At 54.0% G+C, this 23564-nt stretch carries 25 protein-coding genes, 4 tRNA genes and 1 other annotated feature; of the genes, 28 read left to right on the plus strand and 1 reads right to left on the minus strand.

From position 1 onward, the window contains the following. Positions 1-176: 176 nt before the first annotated feature. The 11 genes from selB to pnpS all read left to right on the plus strand — a co-directional run bounded on the left by selB (position 177) and on the right by pnpS (position 10493). Positions 177-2081 (plus strand): selenocysteine-specific translation elongation factor, encoded by a 1905-nt coding sequence (selB, locus tag FLZ89_RS06655; protein ID WP_141264084.1) that lies wholly within the window; start codon positions 177-179, stop codon positions 2079-2081. A gap of 77 nt (positions 2082-2158) precedes the next feature. Then, positions 2159-3358, plus strand: coding sequence for an ABC transporter substrate-binding protein (locus FLZ89_RS06660; RefSeq protein WP_141263558.1), 1200 nt, complete (start codon positions 2159-2161; stop codon positions 3356-3358). Between the two features lie 93 nt (positions 3359-3451). Beyond that, positions 3452-4345, plus strand: a complete 894-nt coding sequence (locus tag FLZ89_RS06665; RefSeq protein WP_172613479.1) for a branched-chain amino acid ABC transporter permease — start codon at positions 3452-3454, stop codon at positions 4343-4345. Beyond that, positions 4346-5308: a branched-chain amino acid ABC transporter permease gene (locus tag FLZ89_RS06670; RefSeq protein WP_277997548.1), complete on the plus strand. Its 963-nt coding sequence runs from the start codon at positions 4346-4348 to the stop codon at positions 5306-5308. Beyond that, complete coding sequence (locus FLZ89_RS06675) at positions 5289-6083, plus strand: ABC transporter ATP-binding protein (protein WP_141263555.1); 795 nt, start codon at positions 5289-5291, stop codon at positions 6081-6083. Before FLZ89_RS06670 ends, FLZ89_RS06675 begins: the two co-directional genes overlap by 20 nt. After that, positions 6058-6765 carry an ABC transporter ATP-binding protein gene (locus FLZ89_RS06680; RefSeq protein WP_141264083.1) on the plus strand — a complete coding sequence of 236 codons (708 nt, stop codon included), beginning with the start codon at positions 6058-6060 and terminating at the stop codon, positions 6763-6765. Before FLZ89_RS06675 ends, FLZ89_RS06680 begins: the two co-directional genes overlap by 26 nt. A 56-nt stretch (positions 6766-6821) precedes the next feature. Continuing rightward, positions 6822-6921 (plus strand) — tRNA-Sec (locus FLZ89_RS15665). 89 nt (positions 6922-7010) lie between these two features. Further along, positions 7011-7325, plus strand: a complete 315-nt coding sequence (locus FLZ89_RS06685) for an MTH1187 family thiamine-binding protein (RefSeq protein ID WP_141263554.1) — start codon at positions 7011-7013, stop codon at positions 7323-7325. Positions 7326-7535: 210 nt separating this feature from the next. Next, positions 7536-7730, plus strand: coding sequence for a DUF1858 domain-containing protein (locus tag FLZ89_RS06690; RefSeq protein ID WP_172613693.1), 195 nt, complete (start codon positions 7536-7538; stop codon positions 7728-7730). A gap of 72 nt (positions 7731-7802) precedes the next feature. Then, on the plus strand, positions 7803-9005 hold the full coding sequence (locus FLZ89_RS06695; protein ID WP_141304669.1) for an HD-GYP domain-containing protein: 1203 nt from the start codon (positions 7803-7805) through the stop codon (positions 9003-9005). Between the two features lie 3 nt (positions 9006-9008). After that, the gene (gene pnpS / locus FLZ89_RS06700) at positions 9009-10493 is read left to right on the plus strand and encodes a two-component system histidine kinase PnpS (RefSeq protein WP_172613480.1); all 1485 of its coding nucleotides are present in this window, start codon (positions 9009-9011) and stop codon (positions 10491-10493) included. 212 nt (positions 10494-10705) lie between these two features. Here pnpS and FLZ89_RS06705 read toward each other — a convergent pair whose 3' ends face one another. Beyond that, positions 10706-10951: a hypothetical protein gene (locus FLZ89_RS06705; protein WP_141304670.1), complete on the minus strand. Its 246-nt coding sequence runs from the start codon at positions 10949-10951 to the stop codon at positions 10706-10708. A gap of 295 nt (positions 10952-11246) precedes the next feature. On the opposite strand from FLZ89_RS06705, the gene FLZ89_RS06710 reads away from it, so the two are divergent. The 17 genes from FLZ89_RS06710 to ychF all read left to right on the plus strand — a co-directional run bounded on the left by FLZ89_RS06710 (position 11247) and on the right by ychF (position 23383). Then, positions 11247-12032, plus strand: coding sequence for a phosphatase (locus tag FLZ89_RS06710; RefSeq protein WP_141263549.1), 786 nt, complete (start codon positions 11247-11249; stop codon positions 12030-12032). Positions 12033-12053: 21 nt separating this feature from the next. Beyond that, entirely contained in the window at positions 12054-13412 is a 1359-nt protein-coding gene (gene radA, locus FLZ89_RS06715; protein WP_141305302.1) for a DNA repair protein RadA, read from the plus strand. A gap of 54 nt (positions 13413-13466) precedes the next feature. Continuing rightward, on the plus strand, positions 13467-13949 hold the full coding sequence (locus FLZ89_RS06720; RefSeq protein ID WP_141263548.1) for a CarD family transcriptional regulator: 483 nt from the start codon (positions 13467-13469) through the stop codon (positions 13947-13949). A gap of 71 nt (positions 13950-14020) precedes the next feature. Continuing rightward, on the plus strand, positions 14021-15172 hold the full coding sequence (locus FLZ89_RS06725) for a PIN/TRAM domain-containing protein (RefSeq protein WP_141263547.1): 1152 nt from the start codon (positions 14021-14023) through the stop codon (positions 15170-15172). Beyond that, on the plus strand, positions 15169-15849 hold the full coding sequence (ispD, locus tag FLZ89_RS06730) for a 2-C-methyl-D-erythritol 4-phosphate cytidylyltransferase (RefSeq protein WP_172613481.1): 681 nt from the start codon (positions 15169-15171) through the stop codon (positions 15847-15849). The genes FLZ89_RS06725 and ispD overlap by 4 nt, the downstream gene beginning before the upstream one ends. Continuing rightward, on the plus strand, positions 15849-16340 hold the full coding sequence (ispF, locus tag FLZ89_RS06735; protein ID WP_141263545.1) for a 2-C-methyl-D-erythritol 2,4-cyclodiphosphate synthase: 492 nt from the start codon (positions 15849-15851) through the stop codon (positions 16338-16340). Before ispD ends, ispF begins: the two co-directional genes overlap by 1 nt. A 41-nt stretch (positions 16341-16381) precedes the next feature. After that, positions 16382-16612, plus strand: a binding site (T-box leader). Positions 16613-16654: 42 nt separating this feature from the next. Further along, entirely contained in the window at positions 16655-17371 is a 717-nt protein-coding gene (gene cysE / locus FLZ89_RS06740) for a serine O-acetyltransferase (protein WP_216363856.1), read from the plus strand. Next, entirely contained in the window at positions 17319-18749 is a 1431-nt protein-coding gene (cysS, locus tag FLZ89_RS06745) for a cysteine--tRNA ligase (protein ID WP_141264081.1), read from the plus strand. The genes cysE and cysS overlap by 53 nt, the downstream gene beginning before the upstream one ends. 12 nt (positions 18750-18761) lie before the next feature. Further along, positions 18762-19142, plus strand: a complete 381-nt coding sequence (locus FLZ89_RS06750) for a Mini-ribonuclease 3 (protein WP_141263542.1) — start codon at positions 18762-18764, stop codon at positions 19140-19142. Positions 19143-19158: 16 nt separating this feature from the next. Then, positions 19159-19842: an FAD-dependent thymidylate synthase gene (thyX, locus tag FLZ89_RS06755; protein ID WP_141304671.1), complete on the plus strand. Its 684-nt coding sequence runs from the start codon at positions 19159-19161 to the stop codon at positions 19840-19842. Continuing rightward, the gene (gene rlmB / locus FLZ89_RS06760) at positions 19842-20582 is read left to right on the plus strand and encodes a 23S rRNA (guanosine(2251)-2'-O)-methyltransferase RlmB (RefSeq protein WP_141304672.1); all 741 of its coding nucleotides are present in this window, start codon (positions 19842-19844) and stop codon (positions 20580-20582) included. Before thyX ends, rlmB begins: the two co-directional genes overlap by 1 nt. 14 nt (positions 20583-20596) lie before the next feature. After that, positions 20597-21103 (plus strand): NYN domain-containing protein, encoded by a 507-nt coding sequence (locus tag FLZ89_RS06765; protein ID WP_172613483.1) that lies wholly within the window; start codon positions 20597-20599, stop codon positions 21101-21103. A 119-nt stretch (positions 21104-21222) separates the two neighbouring features. Continuing rightward, the gene (gene sigH / locus FLZ89_RS06770; RefSeq protein ID WP_062280853.1) at positions 21223-21873 is read left to right on the plus strand and encodes an RNA polymerase sporulation sigma factor SigH; all 651 of its coding nucleotides are present in this window, start codon (positions 21223-21225) and stop codon (positions 21871-21873) included. A 72-nt stretch (positions 21874-21945) separates the two neighbouring features. After that, a tRNA-Tyr gene (locus tag FLZ89_RS06775) sits at positions 21946-22031 on the plus strand. 10 nt (positions 22032-22041) lie between these two features. Continuing rightward, positions 22042-22117, plus strand: a tRNA-Met gene (locus FLZ89_RS06780). Position 22118: 1 nt separating this feature from the next. Continuing rightward, positions 22119-22194 (plus strand) — tRNA-Thr (locus FLZ89_RS06785). 115 nt (positions 22195-22309) lie between these two features. Next, positions 22310-23383 carry a redox-regulated ATPase YchF gene (gene ychF / locus FLZ89_RS06790; RefSeq protein ID WP_141304673.1) on the plus strand — a complete coding sequence of 358 codons (1074 nt, stop codon included), beginning with the start codon at positions 22310-22312 and terminating at the stop codon, positions 23381-23383. The last annotated feature ends 181 nt before the right edge of the window (positions 23384-23564 follow it).

Genomic DNA, 23564 nt, shown 5'->3' on the forward strand with positions numbered 1-23564 from the left:
AAGAGAGGCGGCGGTGAACGGGAGGGGTATCGTAACGCAGCTTTAGGAACGAGAAGTATCACCCTCCGCCACCCCCGCCGCCGAGCAAGGCTGAGCGTCAAGTTTGCTAGCCGAGAACCACGAGCCAGCTAATAATCGCCTAATTTTGTAGATCCCTTTGGAGGAGCGTATGTTTGGTGGAATATATTATTGTCGGGACAGCCGGTCATGTCGACCACGGCAAGACGGTACTGGTCAAGGCCTTAACCGGCGTTGATACAGACCGGCTCAAAGAAGAAAAGGAACGCGGCATATCCATTGAGCTGGGGTTTGCTCCCCTGACTTTACCCAGCGGGCGCCAGTTAGGCCTGGTGGATGTACCCGGCCATGAACGCTTTATTCGCCAGATGCTGGCCGGTGTCGGCGGTATGGACCTGGTCATGCTGGTGGTGGCGGCCGACGAAGGGGTGATGCCCCAGACCAGGGAACACCTGGCCATTATTGACCTGCTGCAGATCAAGCAGGGTATCATCGTGGTTACGAAAATCGACCTGGTGGATGCCGAGTGGCTGGAACTGGTCCGGGAAGAAGTGCGCCAGGTCGTTCAGGGGACGGTGCTGGCTGAGGCCCCCATCATCCCTGTGTCCGCTCTGACCGGCGAAGGGATACCCGAACTACTGGCCCGGCTGGATGCCCTGGCGGCAGCAACGCCAACCCGGCCGGCACAAGGAAGGGTAAGGCTCCCCATCGATCGGGTTTTTTCCATTACCGGTTTTGGCACAGTAGTTACCGGCACCCTCTGGTCGGGAACCATCCGCGTAGGAGACGACCTGGAGGTCCAGCCGGAAGGTATAAAAACCAAGGTTCGCAACCTCCAGGTTCATGGTAAGAATGTTAAAGAAGCCCTGGCCGGCCAGCGAGTAGCCGTAAATTTAGCCGGCATAGAAAAGGAGGCCGTTAGCCGGGGCAGCTCCCTTCTAACTCCAGGCTTTTTACGTCCAACCTATCGCCTGGATGCCAGTTTTAAGCTTCTGGCAGGCGCCCGTACCCTGGCCAACCGCAGCCGCATCCGTTTTTACCTGGGCACGGCCGAGGTTTTAGGGAGAATTATCCTCCTTGATCGAAACGAATTAAAGGGCGGGGAAAAGGCCTTTGTCCAGCTGCTCATGGAGGAGCCGGTGGTGGCTACGCGGGCCGATCGCTTTATCTTGCGCAGCTATTCGCCTATGCAAACCATTGGCGGCGGGCTGATCATTGACCCGGCGCCCCCCCGGCATCGCCGCTTTGAGCCATCCGTCCTGGCTTCCTTAGAGAAACGCCTGGAAGGTTCGCCCCAAGAAATCCTGGCGCAGGTTGTCCAGGAGCACCGGGATGGCCTGGACTGGCAGGAAGCGGCAGCCAGGGCGGCTTTAACGCCGCAAGAAACCAGGAAATTGTTGCATGAAATGGCTGCTGCGGGACAGCTCACCTTGCTTGCTGCTGATAACGACCTGTACGCAGTGAACAATGAGCGCATGACTGCGTGGTGGCAGGCGGCGGTACGGGCCCTGGCTGATTTTCACCGCCAGTATCCCCTGCGCCCCGGCCTGGGGAGGGAAGAATTGCGTTCCCGTTATTTCTCCCACCTGCCGGCGCGGGTTTTTCAAGCCTTGCTGGAACGATGGTCCCAGGAAGGCCGTATTCAGCTGACGGCAAGTAACGTGGCCCTGTCTGATTTTAAGCCCGAGATTAGCCCCCGGCAAAGAGAACTTTTACAGGCCCTGGCAGAGTGTTATCGGTCGGCTCGCTGGCAGCCGCCGGGTTTTAATGAAGTAGCAGCTGCTTATAACCTGGCCCCGGCAGAGCTGGAAGAGCTCCTTCACTACCTGACGCGGGAAGGAGTTTTGGTTAAAATCAACGACGAATTTTACTGGCACCGGGAGGCCTTTGAAGAGGCCGTGGCGGTAGTGAAAAAATTAAGCCTCGCCGGCCCCTTCGGCCTGGCTGAAGTAAGGGACGCCCTGGGCAGCTCCCGCAAATATGTACTGCCCTTTTTAGAGTACCTGGACCGGATAAAACTTACCCGGCGTCAGGGGGACAGGCGAATGGTTATTGCCAATTGACAGTTATTCAAAGGCAGGTTTATAATAAATTCAAATGTGCCTGTCAACGGCAAAAAAATTGGAGGAGGTCCTTTAAAGTGGGGAGGATTAAAAAAGTTGCCCTGTTTACCGTGGCCTTGCTCTTGGCAGCGGCAATAATCGCCGGTTGCGGCCAGCAAAAATCAGGGGCGGAAAAACAGGGGGCTTCCGGCGGCGATACCATTAATATCGGCGTCAACTATGAACTCTCAGGCGATGTAGCTACTTATGGTACTAATTCTAAGGACGCCATCCTGCTGGCCTTTGAAGAAATCAACCAGAACGGCGGTGTCCTGGGTGGCAAGAAGTTCAACCCTATCGTGCTGGACAATGGCGGTAAAAGAGAAGAAGCCATGAGTGCGGCTGCGAAATTGATTACGGAGAATAAAGTCGTCGCCCTCCTGGGCCCGGCTACTTCCGGTGCCACCATGGCGGCGGCGACCATGGCTACTAAATATAAAGTACCTATTATTAGTCCCTCAGCGACGAATCCAGATGTAACTGTCGATCCCCAGACCAAGAAAGTGCGCGACTACGTGTTCCGTGTCTGCTTTATCGATCCCACCCAGGCCATTGTGGGCGCGGAATTCGCCATCAAAGATCTTGGAGCTAAAAAGGCTGCCATTATTTACAGCAACTCTGATGAGTACAGCAAGGGTTTATATAAGGTATTTAAAGAGGAATTCGTTAAAAACGGCGGCCAGGTTGTGGCGGAAGAGAGCTTTAATTCCGGCGATCAGGATTTCCGTCCCGCCCTTACCAGGATTAAGGATGCCGGTGTCGACCTGATTTATGTTCCGGCCTATTACGGTGACGTGGGCAAGATTGTTAACCAGGCGCGGGAACTGGAAATAAAGGTTCCCATGCTGGGTGCTGACGGGTGGGATTCTCCCAAACTGGCTGAGTACGCCGGCGGGGCAGCGAACCTGAATAATACTTACTTTACCAACCATTACGCTGCCAGTGATCCCAACCCGCGACTTCAGGCCTTTATTAAAGCTTTTAAGGCCAAATACAACAGGGAACCGGACGCCTTTGCTGCCCTCGCTTATGATACAGCTTACCTGCTGGCCGATGCTATCAATCGGGCCGGGTCGGCCGATCCGGAGGCCATCCGCAATGCCCTGGCCAGTACGAAGAATTTTGACGGCATTACCAGTAAGATTACCATTGATGAAAACCACAACCCGGTTAAAGATGTAGCCATTATTGCCATGGTAGACGGCAAGCAAACGCTAAAGAAAAAGATTACCCATTAAAATCCTGGCCTAAAAAGGTGCCAGACCAACCAATGGGGGGGTTCTAACCCCCTCATTGGAGTTTATTTTAGGGCAGAGTTGGGAGTTGGCAGCATGGCCGTATTTCTCCAGCAGATAATCAACGGGCTGTCCCTGGGCAGCATCTATGCCCTCATTGCCTTGGGCTATACCATGGTTTATGGTATCATCCAGTTGATTAATTTTGCCCATGGCGATATTTTAATGGTGGGCGCTTATATTGCCTTTTTTGTGGTAGTTTATCTCAAATTAAATATCTGGCTGGCCTTTATCATTTCCATGATCGGTACTGCTATCCTGGGGGTTCTCATTGAGCGGGTCGCCTATAGACCTTTACGTAACGCTGGCCGCCTGGCACCCTTGATTACAGCAATCGGCGTGTCCCTATTTCTGGAGAACGGGGGCCTGATGGTCCTGGGAACCGAAATTCGTTCCTATCCGGCGGGGCTGATCACCAGCGCCCAACTGCCTTTGGCGATATTTGGCATAAAACTGACAGCCACCACCCTGCAGCTTTTAATTCTAGCCATTACAATCGCAATGATGGTCATATTGCAGTATATTGTCCATTATACCTGGGCCGGTAAAGCCATGCGGGCCGTCTCCTACGACCCGGATGCTGCCAGGCTCATGGGAATTAATGTTGATAACACTATTTCCCTGACCTTCGCCATAGGGTCGACCTTTGCGGCCGTGGCCGGGGTCCTGCTGGGGCTCTATTACAACACCATTCAGCCCTTAATGGGTATTATGCCCGGTTTAAAGGCCTTCGTGGCGGCGGTTATTGGCGGCATCGGCCTGATTCCCGGCGCCATGGTGGGGGGCTTTGCCCTGGGTATTTTTGAAACCATGGTCAGCGGTTACTGGAGCAGTAAATTACGGGACCCCATTGTGTTTCTCCTCCTTATCTTAATCCTGCTGGTCAAGCCGTCCGGCCTGCTGGGAAAGAACAATACTGAAAAGGTGTAGGTGAAACAGGTGCGATTTAGCAAAAAAAATCTAATCTCCCTGGCCGGCGCAATCCTAATTTATTTTTTGGTATACTGGCTGCAAGCAGCGGGTGTAATCAGTGCCTTCCAGGAGATTAATTTAATGATGATGGGGATCAATATTATCCTGGCAGTCAGCCTTAATCTCATTGTGGGCTTTACCGGCCAGTTGGCCCTTGGCCATGCAGGCTTTATGGCCGTGGGTGCCTATGTGTCCGCTATTCTGACTACCAACTTGGGCCAGCCTTTTCCGGTGGCTATCCTGGCCGGAGCCTGCGCGGCGGCCGTTGCCGGGATTATCATCGGGTTGCCCACCTTGCGCTTGCGGGGAGATTACCTGGCTATCGCCACTCTGGGGTTTGGAGAAATTATCCGGGGAGCAGCCAACAATATTAACTATATCGGCGGCGCCGCCGGGATGATTGGTATTCCCCAATTGACCAATTGGACCTGGCTTTACCTGATGATGGTCCTGACCATCCTGGTTATTGTCAATTTCCTTAATTCTACCCACGGGCGGGCCTGTGTGGCTATCCGGGAAAATGAGATTGCCGCCGAAACCATGGGCATCAACACCACTTACTATAAAGTCCTGGCCTTTGCCATAGGCGCCTTTTTTGCCGGGATTGCTGGGGCCCTTTATGCCCATTATTTTTACCTCATCCAGCCGACCACTTTTACCTTTTTCCGTTCCTTTGACATTCTGGTCATGGTAGTTTTTGGCGGTCTGGGAAGCGTCACCGGCTCCATCATTGCTGCGGCAGCCATCACCCTTATTAACGCCGCCCTCCAGGACCTGGCCGTTTTAAGGATGGTTATCTACGCCGTACTATTGATTGTCATCATGGTTTTCCGCCCCCAGGGTTTAATGGGTAATAAGGAACTTACCCTGGACCGCTGGGTGCCGAAACGAGGTGAAGCCAGTGGCTCTGCTGGAAACTAAGGAATTGACAATTTCCTTTGGCGGCCTGATGGCGGTAGCCAATGTGAACCTGCGTTTACAGCAGGGAGAACTGGTAGGCCTGATCGGCCCCAACGGAGCGGGAAAAACGACGATTTTCAACCTGCTGACCGGTGTTTACCGCCCCACCAGGGGAGAGATTATTTTTAACGGCCGCAGTCTGGTAGGACTGAAACCCTATCAAATTACCCAGCAAGGGATTGCCAGAACTTTCCAGAATATCCGCCTTTTCGGCAATCTGAGTGTCCTTGACAATATCCGGATAGCTTACCACTGGCACAGCCGTTATGGCGTACTTGATGCCATTCTACGCCTGCCTTCCTATCACCGGGGCGAGGCGGAGGTACTGGCACGGAGCCAGGAACTGCTGCGGATATTTAAACTGGAACCCTATCAAAATGAAAAAGCCAAAAATCTGCCTTACGGCGAGCAGCGCCGGCTGGAGATTGCCCGCGCCCTGGCGGCACGCCCTAAACTCCTTTTGCTCGACGAGCCGGCAGCCGGGATGAACCCTCAGGAAACAAAGGGATTAATGACTTTGATCAACTGGATACGGCAGGAGTTTGACCTGACGATTTTATTAATCGAGCACGACATGTCCCTGGTGATGGGTATTTGTGAGCGCATCTATGTCTTGGATTACGGCCAGGTTATTGCCGAGGGACCGCCGGAAGCCATTCGCAACAACGAGCGGGTTATTGAAGCTTACCTGGGACGGGAGGTGAACGGTGTTGCTCCTCAAGGTGGAAAATCTTAATGTCTATTACGGCGCCATCCATGCCCTGAAGGGTATTTCCCTGGAAGTAAATGAAGGCGAAATTGTAACCCTGATCGGGGCTAATGGTGCCGGTAAAAGTACTACCTTGAAAACAATTTCTGGTCTTTTACGGCCCCAAAGCGGTACCATTACCTACCAGGGCCAGAATATTAACGGCTTGCCGGCCCAGGCCATAGTAAAGATGGGCATTTCCCAGGTGCCGGAAGGCCGGAGGATTTTCCCCAATCTCACAGTAAGGGAAAATTTGGAGCTAGGTGCCTACCTGCACCGGGACCGGGAAGGAATAAATAAAAGTATACAGGAAGTTTTCCGGCGCTTTCCCCGTCTCAAGGAACGCCAGAAACAATTGGCCGGTACCTTAAGCGGCGGTGAACAGCAGATGCTGGCCATCGGCCGGGCGCTGATGTCCAGGCCAAAACTTATGCTACTAGATGAGCCGTCCATGGGCCTGGCACCTATCCTGGTGCAGGAAATCTTTAATATCATCAGGGAGATTAACGAGCAGGGAACGACGATTTTACTGGTAGAGCAGAACGCCAACATAGCCTTGAGCGTGGCCCACCGCGGTTATGTTTTAGAGACGGGACGGATAACCCTGACAGGCAACGCCGCCGATCTGGCCAGCAGTGAAGCCGTCAAAAAGGCCTACCTGGGCGGCTAAATTTGCAAGCCAGGCAGGTTGCTTGACTTAGCCAGCCGGCGGTCGTATAATAGCGTGGGAGTGGATCGGGCCTGGTGGCCTGCCTGGACTTCAAATCCAGCCGGCGCGCGGGTGAGGCCCGGGCGCGGTGGGTTCGATTCCCACACACTCCCGCCAGAAGTGGAGATTTAACTAGGGTGGTACTATTCGCGCCATTTATGTCGCGGGCCGGGTTTTGCTTAAAAACAGGGAAGGAGGTTCAAACTGTGGCTGTTCTGGAAGTAGTCATAGCCCCCGTGGGAACAGGCAGCACCAGCATCAGCCAGTATGTGGCCGATGCCCACAGGGTCCTGCAGGAAACACCGGGAATCAAGTACCAATTAACACCTATGGGCACTATTGTCGAAGGAGAACTAGAAGTATTATTTCCCCTGCTGGCGCGGCTGCATGAGGTACCTTTCGAAAAGGGCGCCCGGCGTTCTATGACCATTATCCGCATTGACGACCGGCGCGATAAGGAATTGACTATGGAAGGAAAAGTTAAATCGGTAGAAGAAAAACTGAAGCAGGTAAAGGATTAATTCCTCTATAATGTGCTGAGGCCGGACCTTTATTCTTTTTTGCTATAACCTGTTGGAAGGAAAAGGGTTTAATATAGAGAAAAAGATGGTATTCCGCTGGCTTTTGTGCTATTTTCTTTACAAAGCCCCTTTAACCGATTATAATGATAAACATGATGGGTGTCAGACCTTTTTTAGGAGGTGAATCCTGTGGCCACCATTACCAAGGAAATGAGCATTACAGAAGTAGTCAGCAAGTACCCGCAGACTGTGCCGGTTTTTATGGAGCATGGGATGGGTTGCCTGGGCTGCGCGGCGGCACGTTTTGAAAATATCGAGCAAGGAGCCATGGCCCACGGTATTGATGTTGATAACCTTGTTGCCGACCTGAATAAGGTAGTAAACAAAGAGGCTAAGGAAGGCTAAAGTAGATTTTCGGGTAAATCGCTCTTTATAACCCATAAAGAGCGATTTTTTTATAAAGGGGGGAGAGGCGCGGTGGGGTGCCCGACGGATCGTTCTTTCTGTGAGCTGGTGGTGGCCCTATCGACCATTCTGGATGTCGAAGAAGAAACCAAACTGTACCATGCCTGGCGGGTAGCCCTCGTGGCCAGGGAGCTGGCACAAAAAGTTTTGCCCGGCCAGGCAACGCCGGTTTTTTATGCCGGCCTGCTCCACGACATCGGTGGTATGGGTCTGGACGACCACCTGGTCCACCTTGTTCTTAAGGCTGGGGCCCGGCAAAACCCGGAAATCAGGGCTCACCCTGCTAGAGGGGCGGCCATGGTAGCGGCTATTCCCGGCCTGGGCGAGGAAGTGGCCGCCATAATCCGGGACCACCATGAGCGCTGGGACGGATCCGGCTATCCCCGGGGCCTGAAGGGTGAGGCCATCGTTCCCGGTGCCCTGCTGCTGGGGCTGGCCGATGAATTTGATCTAACCTTGCGCGCTTACCCGGGTGGCGACTGGCCAACCGTAAGGAAGGCTCTGGCTCGAAAGGCCCGGAGGGCCTTTCCCCCGGAATTGTTAGCAGTGCTCGATAGCTTAATGGCGGGTTCGCTATTTACGGAAGTGGCTACCAATACTTCTCTAGAGTTAAAGATGTTCCGGATAATTTTAGACCTGCCGCCCGTAAACTTTCATGTTGATGAACCGATGAAAATTACTATCAACCTTTTTGCCCAGATAATCGACGCCAAACATGCTTATACGGCCGGTCATTCCCGGCGGGTGGCCAGCTACGCCATGCGGCTGGCCCGCTGCCTGGGCTTTAGTGAAGAGGCAATCCAGCGTCTGGAAATTGCCGGGCTCCTCCATGATTTTGGCAAAATTGCCGTTCCCCGGGCTATTTTAGATAAACCGGGGCGACTCGATGCCAGGGAATTAAAGATAGTACGCCAGCATCCGGTACGGACGATAGATTTATTGACCAGTGTTACAAGTTTGAAAGATATAGCCCATGACGCCGGACTGCATCACGAACGTTATGATGGCAAGGGTTATCCATATGGCCTGCATGATGGGGAAATTCCCCTGGGGGCCCGCATCATAGCCCTGGCCGATGCCTTTGATGCTATGACTTCCTTAAGACCCTACCAGCCAACCCGGACTCCTGAAGAAGCACTGGCTATTTTAAACCGGGGTAGTGGCAGCCAGTTTGACCCGGCAGTTGTGGCCGTAGCCCCATGTTTGCTTACATAACTGATGATGGTGGTGATGGCCATGCGTTCTTTAAGCTGGAAGATCGCCTTAAATTTTTTAGTCCTGCTCTTTTTGACCCTGACGGCTGCTTATCTTTTCCTGCGTCAGGCCATCCTTAACGCCCTGGGCCTGCCATGGCTGCCGCCCTTTCGAGCCGGTATCCTGGTGGCCAGACTGGAAGGGCAACTCTTGCTGGCTATGATGGCGGTCATGGTAGTAATGACTGTTGGGACCTTTATTCTGTCCCGAGGTATTATCATGCCCCTGAGGGCTTTGCTACCCCTGACGCAAAAAATTGCCAGCGGCGACCTGGAGCAGCGTATTGAAATTCAAAGTAATGATGAAATAGGATTGTTGAGCCACCACCTCAATGTCATGGTGGAAACATTAAGAAATAATTTTCGGGAAATGGTTGAAGAAAGAAATAAAATGCAGGCAATTCTTGCCAGTATGAGCGATGCCCTGCTAACTGTAGACCAGGTTGGCAGGGTAATGCTCTTAAATCCGGCGGCGGAGGCCATGTTTGGTAAAAAAGGAGGAGAAGTCGAGCACAAATATTTATTAGAAGTAATCCGGAATTATGAGATCGATAAACTGGTCAAAGAAATCCTGGCCAGCGGCATGCCCCTGGAAATAGAAACCCGCCTTTTTCCTACAACCAACCAGATTTTTAAAATTTATGGGGCACCCATTATCAGTGCTCAAAAGCGGGTTGTAGGGGTGGCCCTGACCATCCGGGATATAACAAACATCCGCCGCCTGGAACAAATGCGAACGGAATTTGTGGCCAATGTTTCCCACGAACTGCGCACGCCTTTGACGTCTATCCGGGGTTTTGTAGAGACTCTGCTGGAAGGTGCCCTGGAAGACCCACAGGTGAGTCGCCGTTTTCTAGGTATTATCAATAAGGAGGCTCAGCGCCTGCAGCAGTTAATTGAAGATCTCCTTGCTCTTTCGAAGCTGGAAAATAATCCTAGGGGGATTCGCGCCGGCCGGGCCCAGCTCATGTCTGTCCTGGATGGGGTTTTGGCCACTGTCAATCCCCTGGCCCGGGAAAAGGGTGTTAGCCTGGAAGTAGAAATACCGGAAGGCCTGCCGCTCCTGGCCATTGGCGAGAATTATCTAAGCCAGGTTTTGCTAAATTTAATTGACAATGGCATTAAGTATACCCCTGCCGGTGGCAGGGTAACGGTACGGGCCAGGCTGGAGGATAAGGGCCTCCGGGTGGAAGTAGAAGATACCGGTATTGGCATACCAGCAGAAAGCCTGCCCCGGGTTTTCGAACGTTTTTACCGGGTTGACAAGGCTCGCTCCAGGGAAATGGGTGGAACCGGCCTGGGCCTGGCCATTGTCAAGCATATTATTGAAGCCTACGGTGGTAATGTTGGCGTCGCCAGCCAGCCGGGGCAGGGCAGTCGTTTCTTTTTTACCTTACCGGTAGTAACGGAAGGGGAGATAGAGACGAAGAGTAAAAAAGGCCAGAATTAATCTAAACTTAACAAGGCCATTATTGATTCTTAACAGGAATGAGTTATAATATCATTAAACTTGATACTCGATTACTTCCAAATTAAGTGTCCTCTGACCTCCTTTAATATATACATTCTTGTAAGCCCAGGTTTTCTGGGCCACTTTTTTAGGTAAAAAATGAAGGCCACTCCATTAGGGAGGGCCTTCATTTTAAAGAGCCGGCCAGAACCTTAACTCCGGCTACTGCAGCTACCTGCATAGCCGGCGACAACCTTCCGGCTGCCACAGACCATTACGGCAACTACAATAACCTTTGCTCGACGACCATAGCTACCTGCGAAGCCCATAAAGATCTCTCGACCTTTAGGAACCTCCGGCTTTTTGGTGAGGAAAAGCCTTGCGGCAACTATGGTCATCTTAGCTCGACCAGCAACCATCCTTACCGACCTGCCATTAATCCTTCGGACTAACGGCAAGCCGTGATGAACAGCTGCTGATCTGCCCGCCGGCCGGCCAGCAAGCCTTTTGACCTGCTGGCAACCTTTGGCCGAAAATAACCGAGCCCGTCATTGGGACCCGATAATTTTCTTGGCTCGGCCCTGGCCGACCCCGCTGATAGTATTATACCCCAGCTGGCAGCTAGTATGTATTCTTAAACCCCGATTTTTTTGCTAATATATGGAATGAAACGGAAGATAAAGCAATTCTAATGTGCCTTTAATAATTTTTTGGTAAGCTAAAAGGAGTTAAAAATAAAAAGGAGTGAGGCAAGTGCATCTGGAAGCGGATCTCCACACCCACACCATCGCCAGCGGTCACGGTTACAGTACTGTTAAAGAACTGGCTGAAGCTGCTGAAAAACGGGGACTGAAGATGATTGCCATTACCGATCATGGCCTTAAAATGCCTGGCGGTCCCCATGAATATCACTTTGAAAATCTGGTAGCCCTGCCCCGCAAGATTGGCAATGTAGAAATTCTACGGGGTGTGGAAGCCAATATTTTGGATGCAGAGGGACACCTGGATGTGCCAGATCGCCTGCTTGACCAGTTAGACATTGTCTTGGCGGGTTTCCACACGGGTACAGGTTTTGATAACCGATCCGAGGAAGAATATACCCGCGCCGCCCTGGCGGCCGTAAGGAATCCGCGGGTACATATTATCGTCCACCCCGGCAATCCCGAATTTCCCCTAAATATAGAAAAGCTGGTGCAGGCAGCTGCTGCCGAGCATAAAGCCCTGGAGATCAATAACAATTCCTTTAGCGTCAGCCGGCCTGGCAGCCTGCCCCGCTGCCAGCTCCTGGCCAGGCTGGCCCAGAAATATAAAGTCTGGGTCGCATTAAATAGCGACGCCCATGTTTTCACGGCAGTTGGTAATTTTGCCCGGGCCTGGCAGGTAGCACGCAGCGCCGGTATTGACGAAGATCAGGTGTTGAATTTGACTGCCAACCGGGTTAAAGAGTACCTGGGATGGCATCGCCGCCGCCCCCAGTCAATCCAGGAAGAAAAGACCTCGGTTGGTAGGACTTCCCAATCCCGGGCGGTTGGTGTATAATGCCTGGGGGAGGTGATCTTCCTGGCGAAAACAAAAGAGCGCTTTGTCTGCCAGCAATGCGGGTATGAAAGCTTAAGTTTTTTGGGCCGCTGCCCTGGTTGCGGCAGCTGGAACAGCCTGGTGGCAGAGGTTTCGCCCTCGGAAGGAATAAGCCGCCCGGCAGGATTGAAGGCATCCCCGGCCTTGCTGGCAAGGATTTCCGATATTACCGGTGAGCGCCTGATAAGTACATTAAGCGAGTGGGACCGGGTGCTGGGGGGTGGCCTGGTGCCGGGTTCTCTAATCCTGGTCGGCGGGGCGCCGGGCATTGGCAAGTCGACATTACTCCTTCAGGTGGCCCATAGGCTTGCCGCCAGGTATGGCAAGATCCTTTATGTCTCCGGCGAAGAATCTCCCGGGCAGGTCAGGCTCAGGGCACAGCGCCTGGAGGCCCTTAATGGCGAGATTTATTTCCTGGGCGAGACGGATGTAGAAGCCATCCTGGCCGGGATAGAAAGCTTAAGACCGGTGGCGGTTATTGTAGACTCCATTCAAACCATGTTCCTGCCGACTATCCAGGCGGCGCCGGGGAGCGTATCCCAGGTGCGGGAATGTGCGGCGCGTTTCTTGCGCCTGGCCAAAGATGGCGGTCCGGCCGTAATCCTGGTCGGCCACGTCACCAAAGAAGGGTTCCTGGCCGGTCCCCGGGTTCTGGAACATCTGGTGGACACCGTACTCTACCTGGAAGGGGAGCGTTACCAGGCTTACCGGATCCTGCGTGCTGCCAAAAATCGTTTTGGTTCCACCAATGAAATCGGGATTTTTGAGATGGTTAGCGGGGGGCTTAAGGAAGTAGCCAACCCATCGGAGTTGCTCCTGGCCGAACGCCCGGCCGGTGTTGCCGGCTCCAGTGTGGTAGCCTGCCTGGAAGGGACCCGTCCCTTACTCCTGGAGATCCAGGCCCTGGTAAGCCCGACCACCTTTGGCAACCCGCGGCGGCTGGCTACAGGGGTCGATTTTAACCGCGCCCTGTTGCTTACGGCAGTACTGGAAAAAAGGGCGGGATTACACCTGGGCGGTTATGATATTTACCTGAACGTCGCCGGCGGCATTGCCATCAATGAACCGGCAGCTGATCTGGGGATTTGCCTGGCCATAGCCTCCGGCCTTAAAGACCGACCGGTAGAGGCTGAAACTTTAGTTTTAGGCGAGGTCGGCCTGGCAGGGGAAGTCCGGGCCGTAAGCCAGGTTGAAAGGCGTATAGAAGAAGCAGTCAGGCTGGGTTTCAGGCGTTTTCTTATCCCGACGGGGAATAAGAGCCGTCTTATAAACCAGAATGATTGCGAAATCTATGCTGTACGGTCAGTGGTTGAGGCCCTGGAACTCGGTTTGACTGCTTAAATCATGTTATAATTTTAATAAGCACGGCTTTGCCGGAATGGAGGGGAGCAAAGGATGTTTCAAGTTGGCGATAAAGTAGTTTATCCTATGCACGGGGCGGGAATTATTGAGGCCATTGAGGAACGGGAGGTGCTGGGGCAAAAGAAGAAGTACTATATTATGCGCTTTCCCCTGGGAGACGTGAAGGTGATGTTACCCTTGGAAAGTGAAAAGGCTGCAGGTTTAAGGGAAGTGGTGGACGAAGAGGGTGTCCAGGAAGTAATCAAGATTCTCAAAGAGAAGAAAGCCAGCGGCAATACCGGCAACAATTGGAATCACCGCTACCGGGCCAACCTGGAGAAATTGCGCAGCGGAAACATTTGCCAAGTAGCGGAAGTAGTGAGCATTCTGGCCAGGCGGGAGCACGATAAGGGGCTGTCTACCGGTGAACGCAAAATGTTGGAAAATGCCCGTCAGATTTTAATTAGCGAGCTGATCCTAGCCCGTAACTATGAAAAAAAGCAGGTAGAGGCCATGCTGGAAAAACTTTTAGCCTGATGGTTCCCATGGTATAAGATGGGGCGGGGTGAGGAAAAATTGAAAAGAAAGAGAGTAAAGAAGGTGAAAGCATGTTATACCGGATATTACGAGCTGCCATAGCCCTGGTGGCGGCAGCGGCGGGCTTTTATGCAGCCCAATCGGGGCTGGCCATCTGGCAGCAGAGCTGGGGGGCCAGACCTCTACCGGGCCTGCGCTTGACCCTACTGGCCCTGGTGACCTTGATTGCAGCTTTAACTGGCTATAGCCTGGCGCAGCGCCTGATTAATTTTGTCACCCAATCGACGCGCTGGTTGGAAGGAAGGTTGCAGCGGATACCGGCCCAGGAAATAATCAGCGGATCCTTGGGACTTATTTTTGGACTTATAATTGCTAATTTATTGGGGGCCTCTTTTTTTCACCTGCCCCTCGTTGGACCCTACATTCCTATGGCCGGCAGCCTTTTCTTTGGTTATCTGGGCTGGAGCCTGGGTACCAAGCGCAAGGATGAAGTCTGGGGGGTGTTTAACCTCATTCCCCGCCTGGGTGGCAAGGACCGGGAAAAAGGCAAGATTGATAGCGGGAAACCGGGAGCCAAAATCCTGGATACCAGCGTTATCATCGACGGCCGTATCGCCGATATAATTAAAAGCGGTTTTATTGAAGGTACCATGGTGATACCCTCCTTTGTCCTGGAAGAATTGCGGCACATAGCTGATTCCTCTGACCTGTTAAAACGTAACCGCGGCCGGCGGGGCCTCGATATCCTCAATAAAATTCGCAAGGAAATGGGTGTGAACGTCAAGGTCCTGGAAGTGGATTTTGAAGACCTGACGGAGGTGGATAGCAAACTAGTCCGTCTGGCTCAGAAACTGGCTGCTCCAATCCTGACCAATGACTTCAATTTGAATAAGGTGGCTGAACTCCAGGGCGTGCGGGTATTGAACATCAATGAGCTGGCCAATGCCGTCAAACCCGTTGTCCTTCCGGGGGAAGAAATGACTGTCCAGGTCATCAAGGATGGCAAAGAGATTGGCCAGGGTGTAGCCTACCTGGACGACGGCACCATGATTGTGGTCGAAAATGGGCGCCGTTACATTGGCCAGACCATTGCCGTCCTGGTAACAAGCGTCCTGCAAACAGCAGCCGGACGGATGATCTTTGCCCGGCCCAAAGGGCCAGAACGTAAAATAAGTTCCAACCACCAGGCCCTGGAGCGGGGTGAATACCAGTGCCTTTCTTGAGCCTGATTGTGGCCGCCGCCGGCCAGGGCCGGCGGCTGGGGGCCGGCAGTAATAAGGTTTTTTTGCCTCTGGGAGACAAACCTATCCTGGCTCACACCCTGGCGGTAGCCGAGGCCTCTCCCATGGTAGATGAAGTCATCGTCGTTACCCGGCCGGAAGATATCCCAATGTGCCATCAGGTGGTTACTGCAGGTCCTTACCGGAAGGTAAGGCAAATAGTCGCCGGAGGCAAGGAAAGGCAGGATTCCATTGCTGCCGGCCTTAAGGCCGTAGCACCGGTAGCAGAATGGGTGGCCGTGCATGATGGTGCACGGCCTTTTTTGAGTCCGGTCCTGCTGGAGCGGGTAATTGCCGCGGCCCGGGATACCGGGGCGGCTATTGCGGCCCTGCCGATCAAGGAAACCATTAAGAGGGGGAATACCGAAGATATGGTTACTGCCACTCTGGAACGCCGGGGCCTCTGGGCGGCGCAGACGCCCCAGGTTTTCCGCCGGGACTGGCTGGCAGCGGCCTACCGGGAGGCCGAAATTAACGGCTGGCAGGCTACCGATGATGCGGCCCTGGTGGAAAGGGCGGGTTACCCGGTGAAATTAGTTCCAGGAGAAGAAGTAAATATAAAAATTACCACCCCGGGCGACCTCGCCCTGGCCCGGGCCCTTATGGCAGGTGATAGTTAATGCGCATTGGCTGCGGTTTTGATGTCCACCGGCTGGTTCCTCACCGGCGCCTGGTCCTGGGTGGGGTCGAAATCCCCTATTCCCTCGGCCTGGCCGGCCATTCCGATGCCGATGTTTTGCTTCACGCCCTGGCCGATGCCCTGCTGGGTGCGGCGGCCCTGGGGGATATCGGCAGGCATTTTCCCCCCGGCGATCCCCGTTATAAAGACGCCGACAGCCTCGTTTTACTGCAAGAGGTTTATCGTATGGTCAGGCAGGCGGGATACCGCCTGGGCAATGCCGATACCATTATCATTGCCGAGCAACCCAAGCTTGCCCCTTTTATTGACAGCATGCGGGAACGAATAGCCCGGGCGCTGGAGGTTCAAAAGGATCAGATCAGCATCAAAGCTACAACGACCGAGGGTCTGGGTTTTACCGGGCGGGGCGAGGGCATTGCCGCCCAGGCAAGCGTCCTGTTACTTGACAGTGATGAACGCCCGGGTTTATAATGTTTCTGGTTTATAATGATTCTGACTTAAAGTTTATAGTGCCAATGGCTATGAGCAGGGAGAGTAGGCGCACCAGGGGTCACCAGAGAGGGACCACCATTGGCTGGAAGTGGACCCGGATACCGGGCGCTGAAGTGCTCCTGGGAGCTGCAGGACTGAAAGTGAAGTAGGTTCTGCCGGCGGGCCCCGTTATTGGCCTGGGCGTTATATTGCCCGCTGAGAGGGAGAGCAATTCTCCAAGCAGGGTGGAACCGCGGCCTTTCGTCCCTGACGGGATGAAAGGTTTTTATATTATAGGGAGGAGGTTGTTAGCTTTGTGGCGGCAACTAAGAAGGGATATTGAAGTTATTTTCCAGCGTGATCCGGCAGCCAGGAGCATCCTGGAGGTCATCCTGTGTTATCCCGGTTTTCATGCCCTGCTCCTCCACCGCATCGCCCATTTCTTTTACAGCCATGGAATGAAGCTGCTGGCAAGGTTTATTTCCCAGATCAACCGCTTCCTGACCGGAATTGAAATCCATCCCGGGGCTAAACTGGGGGAAGGCATTTTCATCGATCACGGCATGGGAGTGGTTATCGGCGAGACAACGGAAATAGGTAATAATGTTACCCTGTACCAGGGCGTAACCCTGGGGGGTACGGGCAAGGAAAAGGGGAAGCGCCACCCTACCATTGGCAACAACGTCGTCATCAGCGCCGGGGCCAAGGTTCTGGGGAATATTACTATTGGCGATAATGTCAAAATAGGCGCTGGTTCCGTAGTTTTACGTGATGTACCCGCCAACTGCACGGTGGTAGGCGTACCGGGCAAGGTAGTTGTGCGTAACGGTCGCAAAATTGCTGATGCCGAAGTCAGCGAAATCGACCTCCGCCACGACGAACTGCCGGATCCGGTTGCCGAAATGCTCCTCTGCCTGCAACGCCAGATCCAGCGTCTGGAACAAAGGATCGAAGAACTGGAGGCCAGCAAGGATGAGCATCTACCTGTACAATACGCTGACGGGCCGAAAGGAAGAGTTCACTCCGTCTGAGACGGGCCGGGTGCGGATGTATGTCTGCGGGCCAACTACTTATAACTATATCCATCTGGGTAACGCCCGGCCCCTGGTGGTCTTTGACGCCCTCCGGCGTTACCTGGAATACCGGAATTATGACGTCTTTTATGTCCAGAATTTCACCGACATCGACGACAAGGTCATCAACAGGGCCCGGGAAGAAGGAGTACCGGCATTAAGTTTAGCTGAACGTTATATTGAGGAGTTTTTCCGCGACGCCGATGCCTTAAATGTGAAGCGGGCCTCCCTTTATCCCCGGGTCAGCCAGCATATAGGAGATATTATCGCCGCCATCGAGGAGCTTATACGGCGCGGTTTTGCCTATGAAGCCGGGGGCGACGTTTACTTTGAAGTAGAAAAGTTCCCCGCCTATGGTCGCCTGTCCAGGCGTACCCCCGGTGAAATGCGAGCCGGAGCCCGGGTGGAAGTCAACACCGCCAAGCGCAACCCCCTGGATTTTGCCCTCTGGAAGGCAGCCTGCCCCGGCGAACCGGCCTGGGATAGCCCCTGGGGGCCTGGCCGGCCCGGCTGGCATATTGAGTGCTCCACCATGGCCTTGAAATACCTGGGGCCGGGGTTCGATATCCACGGCGGCGGCGCCGATCTCATTTTCCCCCATCACGAGAACGAGATTGCCCAGGCAGAAGCCGGAACAGGCTGCCCCTTTGCTCGTTTCTGGCTGCACAACGGCTTTATCACCGTCAACCAGGAGAAGATGTCCAAGTCAAAAGGCAATTTTTTCCTTGTGAGGGACATCACCAGCCGTTTCCGGCCCCTGGCCGTGCGCCTGTTTTTACTTTCAACCCATTACCGCAGCCCCATTGACTTTGACGACGCCGGGCTCCTGGCTGCCGAGAAGGGCCTGGAACGGCTGGAAAACACCCGCCGTCTTTTAAACGAGGCCCGCTGCTATCTGGCGGGTGACGGTAGGGGAACGGCCAGCAGCGAAGAGGGTGCTGCCCTGGCCGGCCGGGTTGAAGAACTGCGCCAGGAATTTATGGCCGCCCTGGATGATGACTTCAATACGGCGCGGGCCCTGGCGGCCCTTTATGACCTGGCCCGGGAGATCAATAGTTACTTTGCTGGGACGGCCCGGCCGGACACCGGGGCTGTTATCAAGGCAGCTACAGTTTTTGAGGATCTGGGCGAAAATGTCCTGGGTCTCTTTGGCCGGCCGCATCAGCAGGTGGATGATGCCCTTCTGGAAGGTCTCATGGACATCATTTTAAGTATCCGCCAGGAAGCACGACAGCGCAAAGACTGGGCCACGGCCGACGCCATTCGCGACCGTCTTAAGGGCTTGGGAATAATCCTGGAGGACACCCCCCGCGGGCCCCGCTGGAAGAAAAGCTAAGGAGTGGAGGCAGTGGATCCTGTTGCCGGCCTTTCGCCCCTGGTTCTCGCCTATGTCGGTGACGCCGTATACGAACTGCTGGTCCGCACCCACCTGGTGCGCCGCGGCCCCGCCAGGCTGGAGCAATTGCACCGGGAAGCCGTGCGTTTTGTCCGGGCCGCCAGCCAGGCCAGGCTAGTCCCGGCCCTGGAGGCCCATTTGACGGCTGTGGAAAAGGATATCCTGCGCCGGGGGCGAAATGCCCGGCCGGGGCACCTGCCCCGCAGCGCCGTCCCGGAGGAGTACCATTTCAGTACAGCCCTGGAAAGCCTCTTCGGTTACCTGTACCTGAAGGGCGAGTGGCAGAGGCTGGACGAGCTTACCCGGCTCATTTTTGAACTGGCGGAAGTATAACAGGGAGAGGAATAAAATGCAAGTTGAACTCATCAGCCATACCCCGGATCCAGAGCGTTTGGTCGCAGCAGCCGCTCGCCTTTGTTACTCGCCCCGTGGGGCAAGCAGGCTGATGGCCGCAATGGACAAAGACGAAGTTGAAAGGCTGCTGCGCCTGCTTATATCCCTGGGTCATGAATCCCCCCTGGAGCATATCACCTTTACCTTTGCCATAGAAGGGGTCAGCCGCGTCCTTTCCCACCAGCTGGTCAGGCACCGTATAGCTTCCTATTCCCAGAAATCCCAGCGCTACGTCAACGAAGATGATTTTACCTACATTATCCCTCCCAGCATCGCCGCTGTACCGGAAGCTCTGGCTCGCTATCAAGAATGTATGCGGGCCTTACAAAAGGCATATCATGAAATACAGGAGCTGGTCCCCCGGGAAGATGCCCGCTACCTGTTACCAAATGCCTGCGAAACCAAGCTGGTCTGTACCTTTAACGCCCGCAGTTTGTTTAATTTTTTCCGCCTGCGTTGCTGTAACCGGGCCCAGTGGGAAATCCGGGAGCTGGCCTTAAAAATGAGGGAGCAGGTGAGAAAATTGGCTCCCCTCATTTTTAGCTATGCTGGGCCGGCCTGCGAGACGGAGGGCGTTTGCCGCGAAGGGTCCCGGAGTTGTGGGCGGGCACCAGTGGTTCGTGCCAGGGAGGAAATTTGATGGACGATATTCTTGCCGGCCGCAACCCGGTCCGGGAAGCCCTGCGGGCCGGACGGCCTTTGCATAAGATTTTAATGGCTTTCCGGCTTGAAGGCAGGGCTATTAGCGAGATACTCGCCCTGGCCCGGAGCCAGGGCGTCCCTGTCCAGCGGGTGGACAGGTCGGTCCTGGATAGAGTGGCAGGTGCCCGGCACCAGGGAGTGGTAGCCCTGGCGGCGGCCAGGAGTTATGTCGAGCTTGAGGATCTCTTATCCCTGGCGCGGGAAAAAGGCGAGCCCCCTTTTTTAATCATGCTGGATCAGGTGGAAGATCCCCATAACCTGGGGGCCATTTTACGCTCCGCTGAAGCTGCCGGCGCCCATGGCATCATTATTCCCCGGCGGCGTACGGCAGGGTTGACACCAGCCGTGGCCCGGGCTGCTGCCGGGGCCCTGGAGTATCTCCCTGTAGCCAGGGTAACCAACCTGTCCCAGGCCATAGTTAAACTAAAGAAGGAAGGCCTCTGGGTTATTGGTGCCGAGGGCGATGGTACAAAGGATGCCTTTACCAGCGATTTTACTGTACCCCTGGTCCTGGTCTTGGGCAGCGAGGGCCGGGGTCTTTCTTCCCTCGTCAGATCCCACTGTGATTTTATCGTGAGACTGCCTATGCGCGGGAGAATTAATTCTTTAAATGTGGCTGCCGCAGCTACGGTTTTAATGTATGAGGTAGTGCGCCAGAGGTATTGCTGCCAGGTATGAAGCGGGGTGAACCTGTGCCTGATGTGCTCATTGTTGACGGCTATAACTTTTTATATAGCTGGCCGGAATTAGTTAGGCTCAAAGAAGAGTCAAGTTTTGCCCATGCCCGCGATAAACTAATAGCAGAGTTGATTAATTACCAGGCCTACTGGGGAGGGCAGGTAATAGTTGTTTTTGACGCCCATCGGGTTTCCGGGTCAGGCGAAAAAAAGGAAAAAATTGGCGGGGTAGAGATAATTTATAGCCAGGAAGGAGAAACGGCTGATGCCGTCATCGAGAAACTTGTTAGGAACCTTAATACCCAGGGCCAGGTTTACGTAGCTACCTCCGATGCGGCTGAGCAGCGTATGATCCTGGGAGGCGGGGCTCTCCGTCTGCCGGTAGCCGAATTAAAGGCTTACATTGAAAACGCCCGCCGGGAGATGGCCAGGGAGGGGCAGAAGGGTATCCAGAGAAACTCCATCGACGGGCGCCTCCGGGGAGAAACCCTTAAAGTTCTGGAAAACTGGCGGCGCCGGTAGGCAGTAGTTAACTCTTGCGGTTGAGATAGGTTTCTTGTATAATTATTGATGTTATTGGACAAGATATAGGGCCTCCTTTTGTTACTATGGTCTTGGAAATCCAGGGTGGAGGCGTTGGCATGAGCGTCAATGTACAGCAGGAACCGTGGCAACCCTATGAAGTTCTTGGGGATGAAGACATTGTTTACCTGGCCCAGGAAGGTGATGAAGTAGCTCAGGAATATTTGATTAATAAGTACCGTAATTTTGTCCGGGCGAAAGCGCGTTCCTATTTCCTCATTGGCGCTGACCGGGAGGACATTGTGCAGGAAGGGATGATAGGCCTTTACAAGGCCATTCGCGATTTTCGCGGCGATAAGTTGTCCTCCTTCCGGGCCTTTGCCGAGCTGTGCATTACCCGGCAGATTATCACGGCCATCAAAACAGCTACCCGGCAAAAGCACATCCCCCTGAACTCTTATGTCTCCCTCAATAAGCCCATTTATGACGAAGATTCCGATCGCACCCTGCTGGACATTATTTCTGGTTCCAAGATTACCGACCCGGAAGAACTAATCATCAGCCAGGAAGAATTCGTTGATATCGAAGAAAAAATGGGCGAGATTTTAAGCTCCCTGGAGTGGAAAGTTTTAATGTCCTACCTGGAAGGGAAATCCTACCAGGAGATTGCCGTAGATCTGAAACGCCATGTTAAATCCATCGATAATGCCCTCCAGCGCGTAAAGCGCAAGCTGGAACGTTACCTGGAACGGCGGGATAACAACCAATAATTGCCTGGAAAAAGGGCTTGACGCCAACAAAGCATGATGTTATAATTACTGTTGCGTCTGAAAAGGAAATATGGAGGGGTTCCCGAGTTGGCCAAAGGGGGCAGACTGTAAATCTGCTGGCGCAGCCTTCGCTGGTTCAAATCCAGCCCCCTCCACCATAAATAATGTTGCGGGGTGGAGCAGCTGGTAGCTCGTCGGGCTCATAACCCGAAGGTCGATGGTTCAAATCCATCCCCCGCAACCATGCCCATATAGCTCAGTTGGTAGAGCGTCGCCTTGGTAAGGCGGAGGTCACCGGTTCAATCCCGGTTATGGGCTCCAGAAAATTTTTAAGAGGAGCAGTAGAGCTCCTTTTTTTATTGCCCAGGAAAAATAATAAGCCCCGGGCTTTCCTTTTGTCACCAGAGTTGTTATACTGTAGCCGAGGTGAAGAGAATTGGCCCTTACCTGTGGCATTATTGGCCTGCCCCTGGTAGGCAAAACGACGTTATTCAACCTTTTAACCCAAGCTGAGGCGGAGACCTCGGCCTTTGCTGGCCGGACAAAAACCAATATCAGGACTGCGCCCATTCCCGACCCCCGCCTGGATTTTCTAGCTTCCCTTTACCACCCGCGTAAAGTTACCCCGGCCGCCCTGGAGATTATCGATGTACCGGGATTGACCCGCGGTACCGGGGCGGCTTTCCTCGCTGCCGTCCGGGAGGTTGATGCCCTGATTCATGTCGTCCGGACCTTTCAACGGGAGGACGTGCTCCATGTAGAGGGAAGCCTCAATCCGGTGCGCGACCTGGAGATGATCAATGCCGAACTCCTGCTGGCGGACCTGCAGCTGGTGGAAACCAGGCTGGAACGCATTGCTGCCAGCAAGAAAGTGAAGGGCGATCTGCTGGCCGAACAAAGCGCCTTGCGCCGCTGCCAGGAAGCCCTGGAAGCGGAAAAGCCTTTACTGGAAGCTGGTCTTACGCCCGACGAATGGCAGGCTTTACGCCACATGGGGTTTTTAACCACTAAGCCCATGATCATTGTGGTCAATATTGACGAGGAACAGCTCAGGGAAGGCCATTATGAGGGGCAGGAAGAGGTTGAGGCTTATGCCGCCGCCAGGGGCATTCCGGTTTTAAACCTTTGTGCGGCATTGGAAGCCGAAATAGCCCGCCTGGAACCCGCCGATCGGGAAGTTTTTCTTAAAGAAATGGGTATTACCGAACCTGGCATTGACCGTCTGGCCCGGGCTATCTACCGCCGCCTGGGGTTAATCTCCTTCCTCACGGCGGGGGAAGATGAGGTCCGCGCCTGGACCATCAAAGAAGGGACAACTGCGCGGGCCGCCGCTGGCAAGATTCACAGCGATATTGAGCGGGGTTTTATTCGTGCGGAGGTGGTAAGTTTTAGTGACCTGGCAAGGCTCGGGGACATGAATAAAGTGAAGGAAAATGGCCTGGCCCGCCTGGAGGGCAAGGAATATATCGTCCAGGATGGCGATATTATCAACTTTCGCTTTAATGTTTAATCATAAATTAGCGGTCCAATCCCCCCCCGTGGGGGGATTTTTTATTGGGTAACCACCGGCGTAAGCAATACATAAACTACCAAGAGGGACCTAAAAGCATTGGTTAAAGGGCCGGCATCTTTTTCAGAGGGGGTGGCATCATGGCTGAAGTCCAGATCCAGCCTGAAGCCCAGGTACGGGA

The organism is Moorella sp. E306M, assembly GCF_006538385.1.
Taxonomy (GTDB): Bacteria; Bacillota; DSM-521; order Neomoorellales; family Neomoorellaceae; genus Neomoorella.

What these genes read in the sequence shown, in the direction of transcription:
- rlmB (WP_141304672.1), top strand. Translation starts at nt 19,842, where the DNA reads ATGGACGATATTCTTGCCGGCCGCAACCCGGTCCGGGAAGCCCTGCGG.
- pnpS (WP_172613480.1), top strand. Translation starts at nt 9,009, where the DNA reads ATGATGGTGGTGATGGCCATGCGTTCTTTAAGCTGGAAGATCGCCTTA.
- FLZ89_RS06720 (WP_141263548.1), top strand. Translation starts at nt 13,467, where the DNA reads ATGTTTCAAGTTGGCGATAAAGTAGTTTATCCTATGCACGGGGCGGGA.
- FLZ89_RS06725 (WP_141263547.1), top strand. Translation starts at nt 14,021, where the DNA reads ATGTTATACCGGATATTACGAGCTGCCATAGCCCTGGTGGCGGCAGCG.
- FLZ89_RS06665 (WP_172613479.1), top strand. Translation starts at nt 3,452, where the DNA reads ATGGCCGTATTTCTCCAGCAGATAATCAACGGGCTGTCCCTGGGCAGC.
- sigH (WP_062280853.1), top strand. Translation starts at nt 21,223, where the DNA reads ATGAGCGTCAATGTACAGCAGGAACCGTGGCAACCCTATGAAGTTCTT.
- thyX (WP_141304671.1), top strand. Translation starts at nt 19,159, where the DNA reads ATGCAAGTTGAACTCATCAGCCATACCCCGGATCCAGAGCGTTTGGTC.
- ispF (WP_141263545.1), top strand. Translation starts at nt 15,849, where the DNA reads ATGCGCATTGGCTGCGGTTTTGATGTCCACCGGCTGGTTCCTCACCGG.
- FLZ89_RS06690 (WP_172613693.1), top strand. Translation starts at nt 7,536, where the DNA reads ATGAGCATTACAGAAGTAGTCAGCAAGTACCCGCAGACTGTGCCGGTT.